The sequence below is a fragment of the Lutimaribacter saemankumensis genome (assembly GCF_900100005.1).
GTDB lineage: Bacteria > Pseudomonadota > Alphaproteobacteria > Rhodobacterales > Rhodobacteraceae > Lutimaribacter > Lutimaribacter saemankumensis.
In genome coordinates, this window is record NZ_FNEB01000002.1 from 307,680 (window position 1) to 327,923 (window position 20,244).

At 63.1% G+C, this 20,244-nt stretch carries 20 protein-coding genes; 17 read left to right on the plus strand and 3 right to left on the minus strand.

Features of this window, described 5'->3' with window-relative positions:
* Positions 1–50: 50 nt before the first annotated feature.
* The 6 genes from BLT50_RS06195 to BLT50_RS06220 all read left to right on the plus strand — a co-directional run bounded on the left by BLT50_RS06195 (position 51) and on the right by BLT50_RS06220 (position 5,487).
* Positions 51–1,340 (plus strand): type I glutamate--ammonia ligase, encoded by a 1,290-nt coding sequence (locus tag BLT50_RS06195; protein ID WP_090027681.1) that lies wholly within the window; start codon positions 51–53, stop codon positions 1,338–1,340.
* 25 nt (positions 1,341–1,365) lie between these two features.
* A complete protein-coding gene (locus BLT50_RS06200; protein ID WP_090027683.1) occupies positions 1,366–1,680 on the plus strand; it encodes a 2Fe-2S iron-sulfur cluster-binding protein in 315 nt (104 codons plus the stop codon).
* Between the two features lie 340 nt (positions 1,681–2,020).
* Complete coding sequence (locus tag BLT50_RS06205) at positions 2,021–3,028, plus strand: TRAP transporter substrate-binding protein (RefSeq protein ID WP_425433939.1); 1,008 nt, start codon at positions 2,021–2,023, stop codon at positions 3,026–3,028.
* Between the two features lie 110 nt (positions 3,029–3,138).
* The gene (locus tag BLT50_RS06210) at positions 3,139–3,741 is read left to right on the plus strand and encodes a TRAP transporter small permease (protein ID WP_090027955.1); all 603 of its coding nucleotides are present in this window, start codon (positions 3,139–3,141) and stop codon (positions 3,739–3,741) included.
* A 3-nt stretch (positions 3,742–3,744) separates the two neighbouring features.
* Positions 3,745–5,031, plus strand: a complete 1,287-nt coding sequence (locus BLT50_RS06215) for a TRAP transporter large permease (RefSeq protein ID WP_090027688.1) — start codon at positions 3,745–3,747, stop codon at positions 5,029–5,031.
* A gap of 18 nt (positions 5,032–5,049) precedes the next feature.
* On the plus strand, positions 5,050–5,487 hold the full coding sequence (locus tag BLT50_RS06220) for a universal stress protein (protein WP_090027690.1): 438 nt from the start codon (positions 5,050–5,052) through the stop codon (positions 5,485–5,487).
* 23 nt (positions 5,488–5,510) lie between these two features.
* Here the strand turns inward: BLT50_RS06220 and BLT50_RS06225 are convergent, their stop codons facing one another.
* A complete protein-coding gene (locus BLT50_RS06225; RefSeq protein ID WP_090027693.1) occupies positions 5,511–6,863 on the minus strand; it encodes an aspartate aminotransferase family protein in 1,353 nt (450 codons plus the stop codon).
* A gap of 13 nt (positions 6,864–6,876) precedes the next feature.
* Positions 6,877–7,707: an IclR family transcriptional regulator gene (locus BLT50_RS06230; RefSeq protein WP_090027695.1), complete on the minus strand. Its 831-nt coding sequence runs from the start codon at positions 7,705–7,707 to the stop codon at positions 6,877–6,879.
* 154 nt (positions 7,708–7,861) lie between these two features.
* On the opposite strand from BLT50_RS06230, the gene BLT50_RS06235 reads away from it, so the two are divergent.
* The 7 genes from BLT50_RS06235 (at position 7,862) to BLT50_RS06265 (ending at position 15,844) form a co-directional block, all read left to right on the plus strand.
* Positions 7,862–8,803 carry a tripartite tricarboxylate transporter substrate-binding protein gene (locus BLT50_RS06235; protein WP_090027697.1) on the plus strand — a complete coding sequence of 314 codons (942 nt, stop codon included), beginning with the start codon at positions 7,862–7,864 and terminating at the stop codon, positions 8,801–8,803.
* 63 nt (positions 8,804–8,866) lie between these two features.
* Positions 8,867–9,397 carry a tripartite tricarboxylate transporter TctB family protein gene (locus BLT50_RS06240; protein ID WP_090027699.1) on the plus strand — a complete coding sequence of 177 codons (531 nt, stop codon included), beginning with the start codon at positions 8,867–8,869 and terminating at the stop codon, positions 9,395–9,397.
* Positions 9,398–9,407: 10 nt separating this feature from the next.
* The gene (locus BLT50_RS06245; protein ID WP_090027703.1) at positions 9,408–11,027 is read left to right on the plus strand and encodes a tripartite tricarboxylate transporter permease; all 1,620 of its coding nucleotides are present in this window, start codon (positions 9,408–9,410) and stop codon (positions 11,025–11,027) included.
* Entirely contained in the window at positions 10,910–12,376 is a 1,467-nt protein-coding gene (locus BLT50_RS06250; RefSeq protein WP_139170486.1) for an aldehyde dehydrogenase, read from the plus strand. The genes BLT50_RS06245 and BLT50_RS06250 overlap by 118 nt, the downstream gene beginning before the upstream one ends.
* 44 nt (positions 12,377–12,420) lie before the next feature.
* A complete protein-coding gene (locus BLT50_RS06255; protein WP_090027957.1) occupies positions 12,421–13,659 on the plus strand; it encodes an aspartate aminotransferase family protein in 1,239 nt (412 codons plus the stop codon).
* Positions 13,656–14,597, plus strand: a complete 942-nt coding sequence (locus tag BLT50_RS06260) for a phosphotransferase enzyme family protein (RefSeq protein ID WP_090027706.1) — start codon at positions 13,656–13,658, stop codon at positions 14,595–14,597. The genes BLT50_RS06255 and BLT50_RS06260 overlap by 4 nt, the downstream gene beginning before the upstream one ends.
* A 2-nt stretch (positions 14,598–14,599) precedes the next feature.
* On the plus strand, positions 14,600–15,844 hold the full coding sequence (locus BLT50_RS06265; RefSeq protein WP_090027708.1) for a Tm-1-like ATP-binding domain-containing protein: 1,245 nt from the start codon (positions 14,600–14,602) through the stop codon (positions 15,842–15,844).
* Positions 15,845–15,875: 31 nt separating this feature from the next.
* Here the strand turns inward: BLT50_RS06265 and hpaR are convergent, their stop codons facing one another.
* Positions 15,876–16,325, minus strand: a complete 450-nt coding sequence (gene hpaR / locus BLT50_RS06270; protein ID WP_090027958.1) for a homoprotocatechuate degradation operon regulator HpaR — start codon at positions 16,323–16,325, stop codon at positions 15,876–15,878.
* A gap of 102 nt (positions 16,326–16,427) precedes the next feature.
* On the opposite strand from hpaR, the gene BLT50_RS06275 reads away from it, so the two are divergent.
* From BLT50_RS06275 to hpaD (BLT50_RS06290), 4 genes are read left to right on the plus strand one after another with little or no spacing between them, the layout of a single operon-like run.
* A complete protein-coding gene (locus tag BLT50_RS06275) occupies positions 16,428–16,823 on the plus strand; it encodes a 5-carboxymethyl-2-hydroxymuconate Delta-isomerase (protein ID WP_090027711.1) in 396 nt (131 codons plus the stop codon).
* Between the two features lie 3 nt (positions 16,824–16,826).
* Complete coding sequence (hpaE, locus tag BLT50_RS06280; protein ID WP_090027713.1) at positions 16,827–18,338, plus strand: 5-carboxymethyl-2-hydroxymuconate semialdehyde dehydrogenase; 1,512 nt, start codon at positions 16,827–16,829, stop codon at positions 18,336–18,338.
* 45 nt (positions 18,339–18,383) lie between these two features.
* Positions 18,384–19,238 carry a 3,4-dihydroxyphenylacetate 2,3-dioxygenase gene (gene hpaD, locus BLT50_RS06285; protein ID WP_090027715.1) on the plus strand — a complete coding sequence of 285 codons (855 nt, stop codon included), beginning with the start codon at positions 18,384–18,386 and terminating at the stop codon, positions 19,236–19,238.
* A gap of 22 nt (positions 19,239–19,260) precedes the next feature.
* Positions 19,261–20,241 (plus strand): 3,4-dihydroxyphenylacetate 2,3-dioxygenase, encoded by a 981-nt coding sequence (gene hpaD, locus BLT50_RS06290; protein WP_090027717.1) that lies wholly within the window; start codon positions 19,261–19,263, stop codon positions 20,239–20,241.
* The last annotated feature ends 3 nt before the right edge of the window (positions 20,242–20,244 follow it).

The following is a 20,244-nucleotide window of genomic DNA, read 5'->3' on the forward strand; positions in this document are numbered from 1 at the left end:
TTCGGACCGGGGCGACAAAGACCCCGGCCGCCCCAACAGGAGAGACCCCGATGAACACCCGCCTGCGCGCGCTTTTCTGCGATCACCTGTCGATCATGCGGGGCAAGTACCTGCCCGGCTCAAAGATCGGCGACGGTTCGACCCGGTTCTGCCGGTCGAATTTCGGCGTGCATTACGACAAGGATCTGCTGGACGCGCCGGGCGCGATGATGATGCAGGGCCTGCCCGACATGGAACTGCACTGGGAAGGCGAACAGATCCGCGACAGCTGGGACCGGGCCACCAAGATCGTCGTGGGCGACCTGTACGATACCGAGGGCGCGCCGCTGGCAATGTGCGGACGTGGCGCGTTGAAACGCGCCGTGGCCGATTGGCAGGCGCGCGGGCTGACGCCGAAGGTCGGCATCGAGCTTGAGGCCTTTGCCCTGGTGTCGGATGAAAACGGACGGTTGGTACCTTACGACACACCCGGTGCGCATGTTTATGGCACGGGGCCGTTTTCCGATCCTCTGCGCTTCAACGATGCGATCTGGGAAAAGGCCGACGAGCTTGGGTTCCGGCTCGACATGATCACGACAGAATATGACAGCCCGCAGTTCGAATACACGCTGACCTTCGACGAGGCGGTGAAGGCGGTGGACGATATCGTGCTGTTCCGGCTGATGGCACGCGAGATCGCGCTGGAGCATGGGATTGTCCTGTCGTTCCTTCCCAAGCCGATCGCCGAGGCCGGCGGATCGGGCATGCATATCAATTTTTCCTTCGTCGATGGCGATGGCGGCAACGCGCTGTCATCCGGGCCACGGGGCGGCCCCGATCACATGAACGACCTGGCAAAGGGCTGTATCGCGGGGATGATCCGCCATCACCGCGGGTTGGCCGGGCTGATCGCGCCCACCGCCAATTCCTATCAGCGGCTGCAACCGGGGTCTTTGTCCGGGTTCCTTTGCAACTGGGGCGGCGATCATCGAAACGTGACCACCCGTATTTCGACCGAGGGCGGGCCAAAGGCACGCCTGGAACACCGGATGGCAGACGCCTCGTCCAACCCTTACGTGGCCGTGGCGGCGGTACTGCAGTCCGCAAGGCTGGGGGTCGAAAACGGATATACCCTGCCGCCGATGGAAACCGGGGACGGGTTCGAGAAATGGGATGCCAAGGACAGCACGGCGATTGACCTGAAAGGCGCGATTGCCGATCTCAAGGCGGATACCGCGCTTCAGGCGGCCGTGGGCCAGCTATTGTGCGACAACCACATCTTCATGAAGGAAAAAGAGGTCAAGAAAACCCGCGACCTCGAAGGCGACCAGCTGCGCGACTTCTACGTATGGTTCGTCTGACCCCGCCACAGCAAAGGAACCGGAAATGAAAGTCACTTGGAAATTGCCCGATGGCCAAGAGATCACCGCAGAGGTGGCAAATGGCGTGAACATGATGGAAGCTGCCGTTGCCAACAACGTGCCCAACGTGATCGGGGAATGCGGCGGCAACCTGTCTTGCGCCACCTGTCACGTCTATGTCGACGATGCCTGGGCGGACAGAACCGGCGAGGTGGACGATTTCGAAGACGCTATGCTGGATGTGGCCGAAGCCGAGCGCCGGGGCACCTCGCGTCTTTCGTGCCAGATCGAGGCCAGCGACGACCTGGACGGCCTTGTCCTGATTGTCCCCCAACCATAATCCGCCCCAATGGCGGAACCGGAAGGGTGCCGGCAAAGCAGGGCGCCTTTTTCATTTTAAATCAATAATTTAAATTGTCTCGCGACCTGCGATTTGACATCTGCGCTCAGCATGTCATCGTAAACGGGTAGCGATGATCGCGGGTTGAGGCGCCGACTTGGGCGCCTGCTTGCCCCAACGACATCGGTGTATGCGCGTGGTCGGATGACCCGTATGCACACCCGGGACGGACGCCAGAGCCACCCGGTAGAGAATCGAAGAGCTTTCACGTTTTCCGGCGCAATCCGCGCCGGCCAATTCGTGTGTTTTTGCAACCTGAAGGGGGTAACCTATGACATTTATGAAACGCATCCTTGCCGGAACCGCCGCCACCGTGGCGCTGGCCGCGAGCATGACCGCAGCGCAGGCCGATACGTGGCGCTATGCCTTCGAAGAGGCGATCACCGACGTGCAGGGTGTGTTCGCCACCAAGTTCAAGGAAGAGGTCGAGGCGAATTCCGACCACGAAATTCAGCTGTTCCCATACGGCACGCTGGGTGAATCCGCCGATATCATGGAGCAGACCCAGGCGGGCATTCTGCAGTTCGTGAACCAGTCGCCGGGCTTTACCGGTTCGCTGATCCCCGAAGCGCAGGTTTTCTTTGTGCCCTACCTGCTGCCGCAGGACGAAAAAGAGCTGAACGAGTTCTTCCGCACCTCGAAAGCCATCAACGAGATGTTCCCCGAGCTCTACGCGGAACAGGGTCTTGAATTGCTGACCATGTACCCCGAAGGCGAGGTCGTCATGACGACCAAGGAGCCCGTTGCCGGTCCTGCCGATCTGAACGAGGTGAAGTTCCGGGTGATGACGAACCCGCTGCTGGTCGAAAGCTACAAGGCATTCGGCGCGACGCCGACACCTCTGCCCTGGGGCGAGGTCTATGGCGGTCTGCAGACGAACATCATTCAGGGTCAGGAAAACCCGATGTTCTTCGTCGAGTCGACCAAGATGTACGAGGTAACCGATTACATCACCTTCGCCGGGCACAACAACTTCACCACGGCGATCATGGCCAACCAGGACTTCTTCGAAGGCCTGAGCGAGGAAGATCAGAAGATGATCAATGACGCGATCGACGTCGCGTTCGAATACATCCTCGACTACCAGCAGGGCCTGACCGAAGAGTCGCTGGCCGCCATCAAGGAAGCCAAGCCGTCGATCACCGTCACGCGCCTGAGCGACGAACAGCGCGCCCCCTTCATGGAGGCAGCCAAGGACGTCGAAGCGCAGTTCATCGAGATGACGGGCGATTCCGGCAAGGAGATCCTCGAGCAGATGAAGGCCGACCTGGCCAATGTAAGCGACTGATTTAACAGCGCCTATTTCCGGGATGCGCCCAAGCGGGGCGCATCCCCTTTTGTCCATTTTCATCCCAGAACGGGGACAGGTCGGTGTCAGAAGAAAAAGAACGCAGTCAGCTGCAATCCCAGACCGATACGACCGGCACGGACGACGCGCCGCTTCAAGATTACCAATCCTCGCTGCCCGGTTTCCTGGGCACGATAGACACCGCCATCAGCCGGATCGAAAGCGTACTGCTTGCGGCGGGCGTGCTGTTGATGGCCCTGAACACGATATCGAATGTCGTGGGGCGTTTCGTATTTCAAAGCTCGATCTTCTTTTCCGAAGAACTGAACCGGATATTGATCATCCTGATCACATTTGCCGGCATTTCCTATGCCGCCCGCCAGGGGCGTCACATCCGCATGTCCGCGATTTTCGACGCCTTGCCCCCCAGACCGCGCAAGGTTCTTATGGTGATCATCGCCATCGTGACCGCGATCTTCATGCTCGGGCTGGCGTGGTATTCGCTGCAATACATCCTGACGCAGGCCGGGCGCGGGCGTGTTCTGCCCTCTCTGCAGATCCCGGTCTGGATCATCCTTGTCTGGGTACCGGTCGGATTCTTCATGACCGGGCTGCAATACGCCCTGACCGCGATCAAGAACCTGATCGAAAAGGACATCTACCTCTCGACCAGCGTGCTCGAAGGGTATGACGACGGCGAGATGGAGGTCTGAGCGATGGCACTGACAATCTTTTCGATCATGATCGTGCTGCTTCTTCTGGGCTTTCCCATGATGATTCCGCTGATCGTCGGAGCCTTTGTCGGGTTCTATTCGCTGTTCGGCGGGATGGGCCAGATGGAAACCATGGTGCAGCAGATGATGGCGGGGATCCGTCCTGCATCGCTGATCGCGGTTCCGATGTTCATCTTTGCCGCCGACATCATGACACGCGGGCAATCGGCCGGGCGCCTGATCGACCTGGTGATGTCATTCGTGGGGCACCTGCGCGGCGGGCTGGCTGTTTCGACAGCAGCGGCCTGCACCATGTTCGGCGCGGTATCGGGTTCGACCCAGGCGACGGTCGTCGCGATCGGTGGCCCGCTGCGCCCGCGCATGCAGAAGGCGGGTTACAATGACAGCTTCATCCTGGCGCTAATCGTGAACTCGTCGGACATCGCGTTCCTGATCCCGCCATCCATCGGCATGATCATCTATGGCGTGGTATCGAACACCTCGATTGCCGAGCTGTTCATCGCCGGGGTCGGCCCCGGCCTGCTGATCCTGCTGCTGTTTTCGATCTATTCCTGGATCTACGCGGTTCGCAACAACGTCCCGACCGAGGAAAAGGCCACCTGGGGCGAACGCGCCCTTGCCCTTCAAAAGGCGCTCTGGCCGCTGGGCTTTCCGCTGATCATCATCGGCGGCATCTATGGCGGCATCTTTTCCCCGACCGAGGCTGCGGCCGCTTGTGTGCTTTATGCGATCATCCTGGAAATGTTCGTGTTCCGCGAACTGGATTTCAACGGTCTCTACGACACCGCGAAATCCACCGGGCTCATCACCGCGGTGGTGTTCATCCTTGTAGGCGCGGGCGCTGCGTTTTCCTGGGTGATCTCGTTCGCGCAGATTCCGCAGGCGATCCTGGCGGGTATCGGGATCGACCAGATGGGCCAGATCGGTGTTCTGTTCGTGATCTCGATCGCGTTCTTCATCGGCTGCATGTTCGTGGACCCGATCGTGGTGATCCTGGTGCTGGTGCCGATCTTTGCCCCGGTGGTGAATTCCGTCGGGCTGGACCCGGTTCTGGTGGGCACGATCATCACGCTGCAGGTGGCGATCGGATCGGCCACGCCACCTTTCGGATGCGATATCTTCACGGCCATCGCCGTTTTCAAACGCCCCTATATCGAGGTGATCCGCGGCACACCGCCCTTTATCTTCATCCTGCTTTGCGTATCGGCATTGCTGATCTTCTTTCCGCAGATCGCTCTGTTCCTGCGTGATCTGGCATTCGCCAAGTAATCGAAAAGGAGGACGCGGATGTTCAAAAGGATTCTTGTGCCCTTCGACGGCTCGAAAGGCGGGGAACAGGCGCTGAAGAAAGCCGCCGAGCTGGCCGCGCTTTGCGATGCCGAGATCAATATCCTGACGGTCTATCGCCACCACTCGATGCTGGAAGCGTCGTTTTCAATGGTGCGCGCCACGACGCCGGGCAACATGGATGATGCCATGCGCGATCACGCGCGCGAGGTCGCGGAATACGCCAAGAAACAAGCCACCGAAGAAGGCGCCCCGACGGTTCGCGCCTTCGTCAAGGCGGGTCAACCCGCCCGCACCATCGTGCGCTTCGCGACCGAGCATGATTGCGACCTGATCGTGCTGGGCGCTCGGGGCATGGGTTCGGTCGAGGGGTATCTGCTGGGCTCGGTCTCGCACAAGGTGACCGGGCTGGCGCATGTGCCGGTTCTGGTCGTCTGAACGGCACATGCGCGGCGGTCTTGTCAGACCGCTGCAAACCCCTTGTCCAGCGCCGACAGGATCGTCTGCACATCGTCCGCAGTCAGAACCAGCGGCGGCGACAGGATGATGTTCGGCCCCGAAACGCGCACCATCGCGCCTGATTGATAGGCGACCTCCTGGATCTTGCCGATGGTGCCCTTGTCAATGGGCGTCTTGGCGGCGCGGTCGCTGACCAGTTCCAGCGCGCACATCAGGCCGTGCCCACCGCGCACATCGCCGATCAGGTCATATGTGGCCGCCAGTTTCTGCAACCCGGCAAACAGTTCGGCCCCGCGCGCCGCGGCGTTTTCCGGCACGTTGAGCCGCTTTGTCTCGGCAAGGCAGGCCAGTGCCGCGGCGGCGCCGACCGGATGGCCCGAATAGGTGTAGCCGTGCCCGATCGCGGCGCGGCCGGTTTCGTCCTGTTCGAACACCTGCGCCACGTCTTCGGAAATCATCACGGCGCCGAAGGGGAAGTAACCGTTGGTGATCGCCTTGGCGGTGCACATCAGGTCGGGCTGAACGCCCCAGTGGCGGCTGCCGGTCCAGCTTCCGGTGCGGCCGAACGCGGTGATCACCTCGTCGGCGATCAGCAGTATCCCGTGTTTCGAGCAGATGTCGCGCACACCAGGCATGAAGCTTTCGTGGGGCGGTATCACACCACCCGCCCCCAGGACGGGCTCCATGATGAAGGCCGCAATGGTCCCTGCCCCCTGAAAGGCGATCTCGTCCTCCAGCGCGGCGAGGCACAACTGGGCCAGCCGCTCGGGGTCGGTTTCGTTGAACGGGTTGCGATAGGTGTAAGGCGCGGGAATATGCGTGCAGCCCGGCAAGAGCGGCTCGTACTGCGTGCGGAAATTGGCGTTGCCGTTCACGCTGGCCCCACCGAAATGCGTGCCGTGATAGCCCTTTTTCAGGCTCAGGTATTTGACGCGCCCGGCCTCGCCCCGGATCTTGTGATACTGACGCGCCAGACGCAGGGCGGTTTCCACGCTGTCGGACCCGCCGCTGGTATAGAACGCACGGGTCAGGCCATCGGGCGCGAAGAAATCGCGCAGTTCCTCGGACAGTTCGATCACGCAATCGTTCGTCGTGCCCCGGAAGGTCGAATAATACGGCAGGCGGTCCAACTGCGCGGCGATGGCGTCCTTGACCGGCTGGCACGAAAACCCGAGGTTCACGTTCCACAGCCCGCCCACGGCATCGACAACCTCGTGGCCGTCGACATCGGTGATGCAGACCCCCTGCGCCCCGGTGACGATGGTCGGCGGATTGGCCAGGCTGTCGGCGGGGTGCGCCATCGGGTGCCACATCGAGCGCGCGTTGTGCTCTTTCAGAAAGTTGCCGTCCTTCATCTGTCCTATCTCCTCATGCTTGGGCAGACATGCCATCTGCCGCTATCGCGTTGGCTGCCGCGTCCTGCGGCGCATCGTCCTTGGGGTAATCTCGTGGTGTCAGCCCGCCCAGCATCGCGGTCAGGCGCAGGCCTTCGGCTTTCACGGCCCGGCGGATAAGCGCAGCCAGCCCGGCATCCATGCGCGCCGTGGGCGCGGCAACGGCGATTGCGCCCATGGCAACGCCTTCGGCGTCGAATACCGGGGCGGCGTGCGAATGCACGTCCTCTTCGAAGCCGCTGACGGATTCAGCCACGCCGACCGCGCGGATTTCATCCAGAATCGCGCGGATTCTGTCCGGGTCCGTGATGGTCTGATCCGTGCGGGCCGCAAGCGGGGCGGACAACACGCGCTCGACCACTTCGGGCGCGCTGTAGGCCAGAACCGCCAGCCCCGAGCTTGTCGCATGAAGCATCAGAACCTCGGCATCCTCCATCGTGACGCGGGTGCCGTGAACGGGGCTGTAAGCGAAGGCGACAGTCGACAATGTCTGCCCCTGCATGAGCGAGAAATGCGCGGTTTCCTGGGTCGCATCGCTCAGATCCCGCAGAACGGACGCCGCGACATCGCGCATCGGCACCGCGTGTTCGCGCAACGCCGCAAGCCGCATCACCGCCGGACCCAGCCGGTATTCGCGCCCCGTACCGGCCTGCTCGACGAATCCCGCCTCGGCCAGTTCACCCATCAGGCGGTGCACGGTCGCCTTGTTGAGCCCCGACAGGCGCGCCATGTCGCTAAGCCCGATCAAAGGACGGGCGCGGCTGAAATAGTTCAGCAATGACAAGGCTTTGGTCGTCGTGCCCATGGGTGGGAAAGGCCCCTCTCTGTGCCGCGTTTTCGGGCGATGCACCGCGATGGCGCAGCGCTGTTGCCAAATTTGTTGACAGAAAGTCGCAGCGTCTGTCAATGTAAAACAGAACCATCGGTTCAAATAATGAACCAACCACAGGGAGACAAATATGAAACTCAACACCCTTCTTGGCGGCGCCCTGACGCTGGCCATGGCGACGGTGGGCGGCATGGCCGCTGCCGAATATCCCGAAAAGCCGGTCAGCTTTGTCGTGCCGTGGCCTCCGGGCGATCTCGAAGACGTGCTGACCCGCATGATCGCCGAGGATTTCCAGAACGAATACGGTGTCTCGGCAGCCGTGGTGAACAAGCCCGGCGGCGGCGGCGGCCCCTTCCCCGGCGCGATCGAGGTGGCGAACGCCCCGGCGGATGGCTACACGGTCGGGTCTTTCGTGATCGGCGTGCCCGTGGTGGGCCACCAGATCGGCATCGACGACCTGACGCCCGAGAAGTTCGACCCGCTGGGCATCTTCCTGACCTATCCGTTCGTCATCGCCACCAGCGCCGACGCGCCGTATTCGACGATGGACGAGCTGGCGGCCTATGCCAAGGAAAACGACGTGGCGCTCGGTCATTTCGGCGACCCGCTGACACCCACGCAGGTGACCAAGGCGCTGGCCGTGAACAAGGGCTTCGAATGGGGCAGCGATGCCGCGTTCGACGCGCTGGATTGCAACACGCTGGCCTCGGGCGACGCAGATGTGATCAACACCACGCTGCAGTTGATCCTGCCCTGCCTGGACGATGTGAAGGTTCTGGTGTCGATCACCGACGAACGTATCAGCCTTGTCCCCGACGCACCCACCGCCGGTGAGGTCGACCCGTCGCTGGACATCGCGCTGTGGAACGGTCTGTTCGTCCACAAGGACACCCCGCAGGACGTGCGCGACAAGATCATCGCGGTGGCCGAGAAAACCGTGATGAGCGACCGCGCACAGGCCGTGGCCAAGGAAACCGGGGCGCTGGTCTACTGGCAGAACGCCGAAGACAGTGCCGCCCGCATCGCGCGCGACATCGACACCGTGGCGCGCATCCAGGGCCTGCTGGAATAACATCAGACGCCAGGGGCCGGGCCGAGTGCCCGGCCCCTTTCCTTTGCCAAGGGATATCCCGGAATGAGCACCCCCGAAGAACGCCGATGGGTCGGACGCCTGCAGGGCCAGGTGATCTTTGCCATCGCATTCGTGGTCTTTTCGCTGCTGCTGCTCAGCCAGATCGGTGACCAGACCAAATGGGTCAAGCGCACCGCGTTCTTCGCGCAGCCCCGGTTCTGGCCCGCGGTGGGTCTGGGCGGCATGGTGGTGTTCGGGGCGTTGCATTTCTGGCGCCTGCCGCGCCGGCGTGTGCGGCGCACCGACGTGATCGAGGCACGGATATGGGCGCAGCCGCTGGAATACGCGCTGTGGTTCATGGCCTATGTGCTGATGGTGCCGGTCATCGGCTACCTGCCGGTCACGATGGCCTTTGTCCCGGCGATGGTCTGGCGCATGGGATATCGCTCGAAGAAACTGCTTTGGGCGGGTGCCGCTTTCGGTGCGATTGTCGTGGTGGTGTTCAAGGCCTTTCTGCAGGTCAAGATCCCCGGCGCGATGCTGTATGAATACCTGCCGGGCGCGCTGCGCTCGTTCTTCATCCTGAATTTCTGACGGGCGCGACATGGATCTCATCTTTGCCAGCCTCGAAATCCTCGCCCGCTGGGACGTGGTCCTGGCCCTGCTCGTGGGGTCGGTCGGCGGCGTTCTGATCGGCGCCATTCCCGGCGTGGGCCCGGCTGTGGCCATCGCCATCCTGCTGCCAGCGACCTTCAGCATGGACCCGATCGTCGGGCTGACCGTGCTTTTGGGTATTTACGGCAGTTCGATGTATGGCGGGGCGATCCCGGCGATCCTGATCAACACGCCCGGCACCGCCGTAAACGCGCTGACCACCTATGACGGCTTTCCGATGACCGCGCGCGGCGAGGCGCGGCGCGCATTGAGCCTGGCGTATTCGTCATCGTTCTTCGGCGGGGTTTTCTCGGTCATCTGCCTGATCTTGTTCGCCCCGGTCCTTGCCAGGATCGCGCCGCTGTTCGGCAGCCGGGAAATCTTTCTGGCGGCGCTTTTGGGTATCATCCTCGTCGTCGTGGCCCATCGGGGCCAATCGCTGATCGCGGCGGCCTTGGCGTGTTTCGGCATCTTCCTGAACACCGTCGGCCTTGAGGCGGTGAAGTATTCCAAGCGGTACACGTTCGACCAATCCTTCCTGTCCTCGGGCATCGACCTGATCGTGGTGGTGCTTGGCCTTTTCGCGCTGAGCCAGGCGTTCTTTTTGCTGCAGGGCGAGGACGAGAAAACCCGCATCACAAAGCTGAAGGGCGGGTTGTTCCAGGGCCTGCGCGAACTGGGGCGCCATCCGCGCGTCGCGGGCGTTTCGGCCAGTTTCGGTGTGCTGATGGGCATGATCCCTGGCGTGGGCGAATTCACCGCGCAATTCCTGTCCTACACCTATGCGCAGAAATCATCGAAACGCCCCGACGATTTCGGCCACGGATCGAGCGAGGGGCTGATCGCCGCCGAAACCTCGAACAACGCGGTGCCCGCCGCCGCGATGGTGCCATTGCTTGCGCTCGGGATTCCCGGCGAGGCGCTGACCGCCATGATGCTGAGCGTCTTTTACGTCCACAACGTCGTGCCGGGCCCCCAGCTTTTCCAGAATGATATGCCGTTCGTCGTGGCGCTTTACCTTGCGCTGCTGATCCTGAACGTGATCGTGCTGGTGTTCCTGCTGTTTGCGACGAACCAGCTCATCAAGGTGGTGAAGATCCCCAACCGCTTCCTGGGTGTTTGCATCCTGACGCTGTCTTTCGTCGGGGTCTATTCGCTGCGCAACTCGGCCACGGATTGCATCATCGCCGCTGTATTCGGGCTGATCGGGTTCGTCCTGAAACGCCTGTCGCTTCCGGCGGTGCCGATCATCCTCGGGATGGTTCTGGGCGGCATCATGGAGGTCAAGCTGCGGGCCGGCATGGCGCGCGTCAAAACCCCCTTCGACTTTATCGAACGCCCGGTGTCCATGATCCTGTTCCTGATGATCCTGGGCGTTCTCTTCATTCATTTCCGCCGCGTCTGGCTGGACCGCAAGGAGCTTAAGCAGGAAAAATGGTCGACCAAGCACTCATCGACGACCTTCGGCGCGCACCTGTCGCGCCGCAGAGACTACTTGTTGACGGAGCGTGGGAAAAAGCTTCGGGCGAAGCGCTCGATGTTGTCTCGCCGATCGACGGACAAAAACTGACAACGATCGAACGGGCCAGCGCCGACGATGTCGCCCGCGCCTGCGCCGCAGCGCGCCGCGCCTTTGACGATGGGCGCTGGTCGCGCATGGCACCGGCAGCGCGCAAGAAGGTGCTGCACAAGGTCGCCGACCGGATCGAGGCCGAGGCGCTGGAACTGGCCGTTCTGGGCGTGCGCGACAACGGGACCGAACTGAACATGGCGCTCAAGGCCGAGCCGGGATCGGCTGCCGGCACCTTCCGCTATTATGCCGAGGCGCTCGACAAGGTTTATGGCGAGATCGCCCCGACCGCGCCCGATGTGCTGGGCCTTGTGCATCGCGAGCCCGTGGGGGTCGTGGGCGCCATCGTGCCGTGGAACTTCCCGCTGATGATCGGAGCGTGGAAACTGGCGCCGGCGCTGGCGGCGGGCAACTCGGTGGTTCTGAAACCGGCTGAAACCGCTTCGCTGTCGCTGCTGCGCCTGGCCGAGATCTGCATGGAATGCGGGTTGCCCGACGGTGTGCTGAACGTGGTGACGGGCCAGGGCTCGGTCGCGGGCGAGGCGCTGGCGCTGTCGCATGACGTGGATGTGCTGGTGTTCACCGGGTCGGGGGCCACCGGGCGTCGGCTGCTGCAATATTCCGCCGCATCGAACCTGAAACGCGTCTACCTGGAACTGGGCGGCAAATCCCCGAATGTCGTCTTTGCCGATGCGCCCGACCTGGCGCAGGCGGCCAAGGTCAGCGCGATGGGCATTTTCCGCAATTCCGGTCAGGTCTGCGTGGCCGGCTCGCGGCTTCTGGTCGAACGCTCGATCCACGACGACTTCGTGTCGATGCTGGCGGACGAGGCGAAAAAGCTGCGCGTGGGCGACCCTCTGGACCTGTCGAGCCAGGTCGGCGCGATCAATTCCGAAACGCAACTGATGGGCAATCTCGGCTTTGTCGAGGACGCGATCAAAGAGGGCAACACCATCGCGCTCGGCGGTAGCCGCATCCTGGAATCGACGGGCGGCTATTACATGGAGCCCACGATCATCACCGATGTCGCCCCCGGCCACCGCGTCGCCCGCGAAGAGGTGTTCGGCCCGGTGCTGGCCGTCACCGCCTTTGACAGCGACGAAGACGCGCTGCGGATCGCCAACTCCACCGATTACGGGCTGGCGGCAGGGGTCTGGACGTCGAACCTGTCGCGCGCGCACCGCATGGTGGCGGGCATCCGCGCGGGTGTGGTGCATGTGAACACTTATGGCGGGTCCGACAACACGGTGCCCCTTGGCGGCGTCAAGCAATCGGGCAATGGTCATGACAAGTCGATGCATGCCTTCGACAAGTATTTCGACCTCAAGACCGCGTGGATGCAACTGTGACCGAAACCCTGCTGGACCGCCGCGCCCGCCTGTTGGGCCCCAACATGTCGACCTTTTACGACGAACCCGTGCATCTTGTGCGGGGCGAAGGTGTGCGTCTGTGGGACGCGGACGGGCGCGAATACCTGGATTGCTACAACAACGTGCCGCATGTCGGGCATTGCCACCCACGCGTGGTGCAGGCGATCTGCGAACAGGCGGGCACGCTGAACACGCATACCCGTTACCTGCACGAGGGCATCCTGGATTATGTCGAGGCGCTGACCGCGACGTTCGGGCCGACATTCGACACCGCGCTGATGTGCTGCACGGGGTCCGAGGCGAACGACGTCGCGCTGCGCATGGCGCAGGCGCTGACCGGCAAGACCGGCGTGATCGCGACCGACCACACCTATCACGGCAACACCACGGCGGTGCATCAGCTGTCGCGCTCGAACCCTCCGCCTGGGGGGTATTGGGACAATGTGGGTTTCGTGCCCGCGCCGGACAGCTACCGCCCGCTGGGTGGCGAGGCCGGCATGGCCCATGCCCGCGCCTTTGCCGCCGAGGTGGAAAAACAGATCTCCGTGCTCGAGGAAAAGGGATACGGCTTTTCGACCCTGATCCTCTGCCCCTTTTTCGCGAACGAGGGCTTTCCCGACCTGCCCGAGGGCTGGCTCGACCCCACGGTCGAGGTGGTGCGCCGCGCGGGCGGCGTCATCATCGCGGACGAGGTGCAGCCCGGTTTCGGGCGCCTTGGCAGTCATTTCTGGGGGCATGAGAAGATCGGATTCACCCCCGATATCGTCACGATCGGCAAGCCGATGGCCAACGGCCACCCGGTTGCCGCGGTCATCGCACCGCGCGACACGATGTACGAGTTCCGCAACAATTTCCGCTATTTCAACACGTTCGGCGGCAACCCCGTGTCCTGTGCGGCGGCCATGGCCACCTTGCGCGTGGTGCAGGAGGACCGGTTGCAGGACAATGCCGCCGATGTGGGCGCCTATGCCAAGGCCGGCCTGCAGGAACTGGCCGGCCGGCATGACTGCATCGGGGATGTGCGCGGCTCGGGCCTGTTTTTCGGGGCTGAAATGGTGCTGGACCGTGCGACCAAGGAACCCGCCACCGCCTTCACCAAGCGCGTGGCCAATGGCATGCGCCAGCGCGGCGTTCTGCTGAACTTCCTGGGGCGGCATTACAACGTGCTCAAGATGCGGCCACCGATGGTCTTTTCACGCGCCAATGTCGATCAGGTGATCGAAACGCTGGACGCCGTGCTTACGGAAACGCCGCTGGCATGACGGATGCGCGCGCCCGATCCGCCGCCCGGCTGTGGGGCTTTGACCCGGACGGGGTGACGCTGGCCGCGCGCCGCGAAAACGCGGTCTACAAGGTGGCGGACCCGCGCGGGCCCTTTGCCCTGCGCCTGCACCGTGCAGGATACCGCAGCGAGGCGGAATTGCTGTCGGAACTGCAATGGATGGCGGCCCTTGCCGAGGGCGGAATGGCCGTGCCGCGTCCGGTGCCCCTGCCCGATGGCAGGCTCGCCACCGATGTGGATGGCAAGCTGGTCGACGTGCTGACCTGGCTGCCGGGCCAGATGGTGGGTGCGGGTGGCGCGATGGACGGGGTGGCCGACCGCCCGGCGCTGGCCCACCGGTTGGGCGGGGTGCTGGCGCAGTTGCATGACCTGTCGGACGCGTGGACGCCGCCGGCCGATTTCACCCGCCCCGCATGGGACCGGGCGGGGCTGCTGGGCGATGCACCCCTGTGGGGCCGGTTCTGGGAACATCCGGGGCTTGAACCTGGCGAACGCGCCCTGTTCGAAGCGGCGCGGGCGACGGCCACCGCGGATCTTGCGGCGCGCGAGGCCGGTCTGGATTATGGCCTGATCCACGCCGACGCGATCACCGAAAACATCATGCGCGATGGCGATGCGCTGTACCTGATCGATTTCGACGATGGCGGCTGGGGTTTTCGCGATTTCGAACTGGCGACCTTCCTGATGCGGCAACTCGATGCGCCGGACTATGCGGATATCCGGGCCGCGCTGATCGAAGGCTATGCCACGCGCCGCAAGGTGGACGGCGCGGCGCTTGACCTTTTCCTGGTGCTGCGCGCGCTGACCTATCCGGGCTGGATCATCCCGCGCCTGCACGAACCTGGCGGTGCGGAACGCTCGGCCCGCGCCATTGCGACCGCCCTGCCGCTCGCCGAAAGATACCTGAACGGAGGATAATCATGACCGCCGACAAGACCATTCTGATCGTGGGCACCTACGACACCAAGGATGACGAGCTGACTTATCTTGCCGAACGGATCAAGGCACAGGGTGGTGGCGTGATGACGATGGATGTCAGCGTTCTTGGCGACCCAAGCCAGCCCTGCGACATCTCCAAGCATCAGGTGGCCGAGGCGGGCGGCAGCACGATCCAGGCAGCGATCGACAGCGGCGACGAAAACGTCGCCATGCAGATCATGGCCGAAGGCGCCGCGACCGAGGCGCTGCGCCTTTACCGCGAGGGCGCCATTCACGGCGTGATCGTGCTGGGCGGCACGATGGGCACCGACCTTGCGCTGGATGTCTGCGCGGCGCTGCCGCTGGGCGTTCCGAAATATGTCGTTTCGACCGTCAGCTTTTCGGCCATGCTGCCGCCCGAGCGGCTGGCTGCGGATATCCAGATGATCCTGTGGGCCGGCGGGCTGTATGGTCTGAACTCGGTCTGCAAATCCTCGCTTTCGCAGGCGGCGGGCGCCGTACTGGGCGCCGCGCGCGCGGTCGAACCGCCCAAGCGCGACCGCCCGCTGATCGGCATGACCAGTTTCGGCAAGACGATCCTGCACTACATGGTCAAACTCAAGCCCGAGCTGGAAAAGCGCGGCTACGAGGTGGCGGTTTTCCATGCCACCGGCATGGGCGGGCGTGCCTTCGAAAGCCTTGCCGCGGAAGGTGCCTTTGCCTGCGTGATGGATTTCGCCACGCAAGAGGTGGTCAACCATCACATGGGATCGGGCATTTCGGCCGGCGCCGACCGGGTCACCAATGCCGGCAAACAGGGCATCCCGCAGATCGTGTCATCGGCCTGCTATGACCTTGTCGACCTGATCGGATGGCAACCCATCCCCGAACGCCTCCAAGGCCGGCCGACACATGCGCATAACCGGCTGCTGACCTCGGTCATCCTGGACACCGACGAGCGGCGCGAAATCGCGGGCGTTCTGGGCGGCAAGCTGGCCGAGGCAAAGGGCCCGTCCATCTTCGTGCTGCCCAAGGGTGGCGGCAATGAATGGGACCGGCCCGGCGCACCGCTGCATGACGCCGAAGGGCTTGCCGCCTTCAACGACGCGATGCAGCAGGCGGTGCCGGACACGACGGACCTGCGGGTTATGGAGTGCCACATCAACGACGACGCGTTCAGCGAAACCGTGCTTGAGATTTTCGACGAGTGGGTGGCGCAGGGCGTGGTGCCGAAGGGTGTGGCCTGATCGCGCGGTTGTGGCCTGAAACCGCGCGGTTTCAGCGTCCGTCGGGGCGGTCGAGCTGATCCAGCTCGTTCAGCAGATCGAGCAGCGCATCCAGTTTCTCCGACCCGAAGCTGTCACGCAGCCAGGCATTCAGCCGCTGGCTTTCCTTCAGGTTGTCAGCGATCAGGGTCTGACCGTCCTCGGTGATCGTCACCACCTGTTTGCGCCGGTCGGTGGGATGCGCCGCGCGGCTGACCAGCGCCTTGCCTTCGAGCGTCTGCAAAATCCGCGTCAAGCTGGGCAGCAACAGGCAGGACCGGTCGGCGATTTCGGTCGGGTCGAGCGGCCCGCGTTCGTCCAGAACACGCAGAACGCGCCATTGCTGTTCCGTCACCCCGACATCGGCCAGCATCGCCCGGATCGGGCCCATCACCTTTTCACGCGCACGCAAGAGCGCGATGGGCAGGGAGCGGTTGGTTTCTGGCGCATGCGGGTTCGTCATGGCGCATTCTTTGCCCCGAAACGCGCCCCTGCGCAACATGCAGGCTTGACGCAGGGCCTGTAATATATTTAACATGTTAATGGAAAGAGGAGGAATCGCCCGATGCCCCACATCACCGTGGATTACTCGGCCAACCTGGAGGATGCGGTCGACATGGCCGCTTTTTGCGATCTTCTGCGCCGCGCGGCGATCGACACCGGCGTTCTGCCCCTGGCCGGGGTTCGCGTGCGGGCCTTCAAGGCCGACCATGTCTCGATTGCCGATGGCGATCCAAAGCACGGCTATATCGACATCTCGGTGCGTCTGCGTGGCGGCCGCGACCTCGACACGCGCAAGCGCGCCACAGCACGGATTTTCGAAACCGCGCGCGATTTTCTGGCGCCGCTGATGGCCAGGCGCCCGATCGCCCTGTCTTTTGAAATGCGTGATATCGACCCGGAACTGTCACCCAAGACGGGTACGATCCGTGACCACCTGCCCGACGATCTGAAAGGCTGATCCATGTCCGACCTGGAAAACAACATCGCCAAGCTGCAACCGATTTTGGCCCGCCTGCGTGAAACGGGTGTGATGAACCGGATCGGCGGGCAGGACGCGCCTGCGCAATCCGGCGCGATCTTCGCCAACCATTCGCCGGTGGACGAAAGTCACATTTGCGACGTCGCGAAATCGGGCGCCGCCGATATCGACGCGGCAGCGCAGGCCGCCAAGGCCGCGTTCCCGGCCTGGCGCGATTTTCCCGCGGCCGAGCGGAAAAAGGTGCTGCATGCCATCGCCGATGGCATTGTCGCCCGTGCCGAGGAAATCGCCCTTGCGGAATGCTGGGACACCGGCCAGGCGCTGCGCTTCATGTCCAAGGCGGCGCTGCGCGGGGCCGAGAATTTCCGCTTTTTCGCGGACCGCGCCGCCGCCGCGCGGGACGGACAACACCTGCCTTCGCCCACGCTGATGAACGTCACCACGCGGGTGCCCATCGGCCCGGTTGGCGTGATCACCCCGTGGAACACGCCTTTCATGCTGTCCACATGGAAAATCGCGCCGGCTTTGGCCGCGGGCTGCACGGTCGTGCACAAACCCGCCGAGTTCAGCCCGGTGACCGCGCGCATCCTGATGGAAATCGCCGAAGAGGCCGGATTGCCGGCGGGCGTGTGGAACCTTGTGAACGGCTTTGGCGAGGATGCCGGCCGGGCGCTGACCGAACATCCCGACATTCGCGCCATCGCCTTTGTCGGCGAATCCAGAACCGGCAGCATGATCATGAAACAGGGTGCCGACACGCTGAAACGGGTGCATTTCGAATTGGGCGGCAAGAACCCGGTGATCGTGTTCGACGATGCCGATATGGACCGGGCGCTGGATGCGGCGATCTTCATGATCTATTCGCTGAACGGTGAGCGCTGCACCTCGTCCTCGCGCCTGCTGGTGCAGGAAAGCGCAGCACCCGAATTCATCGCCAAGCTGACCGAACGGGTGAACAATATCCGCGTCGGCCATCCGCTGGACCCGGCAACCGAGGTAGGCCCGCTGATCCACAAGGTGCATTTCGACAAGGTGTGCAGCTATTTCGACGTGGCCCGGCAGGACGGCGCGACCATCGCCGCCGGGGGCGCGCCGCTGGATCAGCCCGGCCACTACGTGCGCCCGACGCTTTTCACCCATGCCACCAACCGGATGCGCATCGCGCAGGAGGAAATCTTTGGCCCTGTCCTGACGGCGATCCAGTTCGGAACCGAGGACGAGGCGCTGCAGATCGCCAACGACGTGGCCTATGGCCTGACCGCCTATGTCTGGACAAACGACCTGACACGCGCCCTGCGGTTTACCAACGCTCTCGAGGCGGGCATGATCTGGGTAAACAGCGAAAACGTCCGCCACCTGCCCACGCCCTTTGGCGGGGTCAAGGCCAGCGGCATCGGCCGCGACGGCGGCGACTGGTCGTTCGAATTCTACATGGAGCAAAAGCACATCGGCTTTGCCACCGGTCAGCACAAGATCCCACGGCTGGGCGCCTGACGGCCCCAGGGAAACGCGCGAAACATCCCGAGGGAGGAGTCCACGATGGGTGAGTTAGTTCTGGCAGCCAAGATGACCCATGTTCCGACGATGCTGATGTCGGAACAGCCGGGCCCCGTCGAAGGCACCCGCCAGCCCGCGATCGACGGGCATTACGCGATTGCGGAACGCGCGAAAAAGCTGGGCGCGGATACCGTGGTGATCTGCGACACGCATTGGGTGGTGAACGCAGGCTACCACGTGAACGCCAATCACCGGTTTCACGGGCTGTTCACCTCGAACGAGTTTCCGCAGTTCATCCAGGACTTGCCCTATGACTACCAGGGCAACCCCGAACTGGGCGACCTGATCGCCCAAAAGGCGCAGGACAAGGGCGTTTACACCCTGTCGCATCACCTAGACTCGCTGGAACTGGAATACGGAACGCTGGTGCCGATGCGGTTCATGGCGCGCAAGCACGAGATGAAGGTGGTATCCGTCGCCGCCTGGTGCACGGTGCACTCCTATGAAACCTCGCGCAAGCTGGGCGAGGCGATCCGCGAGGCGATCGAGGCGTCGGGATCGAAAGTTCTGCTGGTGGCGTCCGGGTCGCTGTCGCACCGCATCTGGCCCAATGACGACTATGCCGCCAACAACGGCACCTTCACGATCTCCAAGGAGTTCAACCGCCAGGTCGATCTGCGCGTGCTGGAGCTTTGGCAAAAGGGCGATTGGCCCACCTTTATCGGCATGCTGCCGGAATACTCCGAATATTGCTGCGGCGAAGGGTCGATGCATGACACGGTGATGCTGCTTGGGGCGCTTGGCTGGGACACCTATACCGGCCGGGGCGAGGTGGTGACCGAGTATTTCCCCAGTTCCGGCACCGGCCAGACAAACGTGATTTTCCCGGTCAACTGACCGGCCCGAAGAGGATAACCAGATGCCAGTTCCCGCTCCGAACCTTTATCCCGCCTTCAATATCGTGCGGCTGTCCCATGTCGAACTGACGGTCACCGATCTTGCGAAATCGCGCGCCTTCTATGTCGATACACTGGGCCTGCAGGTCACAGACGAAGACAGCGAGGCGATCTATCTTCGCGCGATGGAAGAACGCGGCCATCACTGCATCGTGTTGCGCAAGGGCGATGCGGCCTGCGCACGCGATCTGGGCTTCAAGCTTTATGACGAGGCGTCGCTGGACGCGGCCGAGGCGTTTTTCAAGGAAAAGGGCCTGCCCGTCGAATGGGTCGACCGTCCCTACCAGTCGCGCACGTTCCGCACGCGCGATCCGCATGGCATCCCGCTGGAATTCTACGTCAAGATGGACCGCCTGCCGCCGATCCACCAGCAATACAAGCTCTATCGCGGGGTCAAGCCGCTGCGCATCGACCATTTCAACGTGTTCTCGCCGGACGTGGACGAAAGCGTCGCGTTCTATAACGAGCTTGGCTTTCGCGTGACAGAATACACCGAGGACGAGGAAAGCGGCCGGCTCTGGGCGGCGTGGACGCACCGCAAGGGCGGGGTGCATGACATCGCGTTCACGAATGGAACAGGACCACGCCTGCATCACACCGCGTTCTGGGTGCCGACGCCGCTCAACATCATCGACCTGCTCGATCTGATGAGCACGTCGGGCTGGGTCGACAACATCGAACGCGGTCCGGGCCGGCACGGAATCTCCAACGCCTTTTTCCTGTATATCCGCGACCCCGATGGCCACCGGATCGAGATCTACTGTTCGGATTACCAGACGGTCGACCCGGACCTGGAACCGATCAAGTGGGATCTGAAAGATCCGCAGCGCCAGACGCTTTGGGGTGCGCCCGCGCCGCGCTCCTGGTTCGAGGAAGGATCGCTGTTCGACGGCATCGCCCCGAAAGAGGCTGTGCTGAAGGCACAGCCGATCATCGCGCCCTGACCA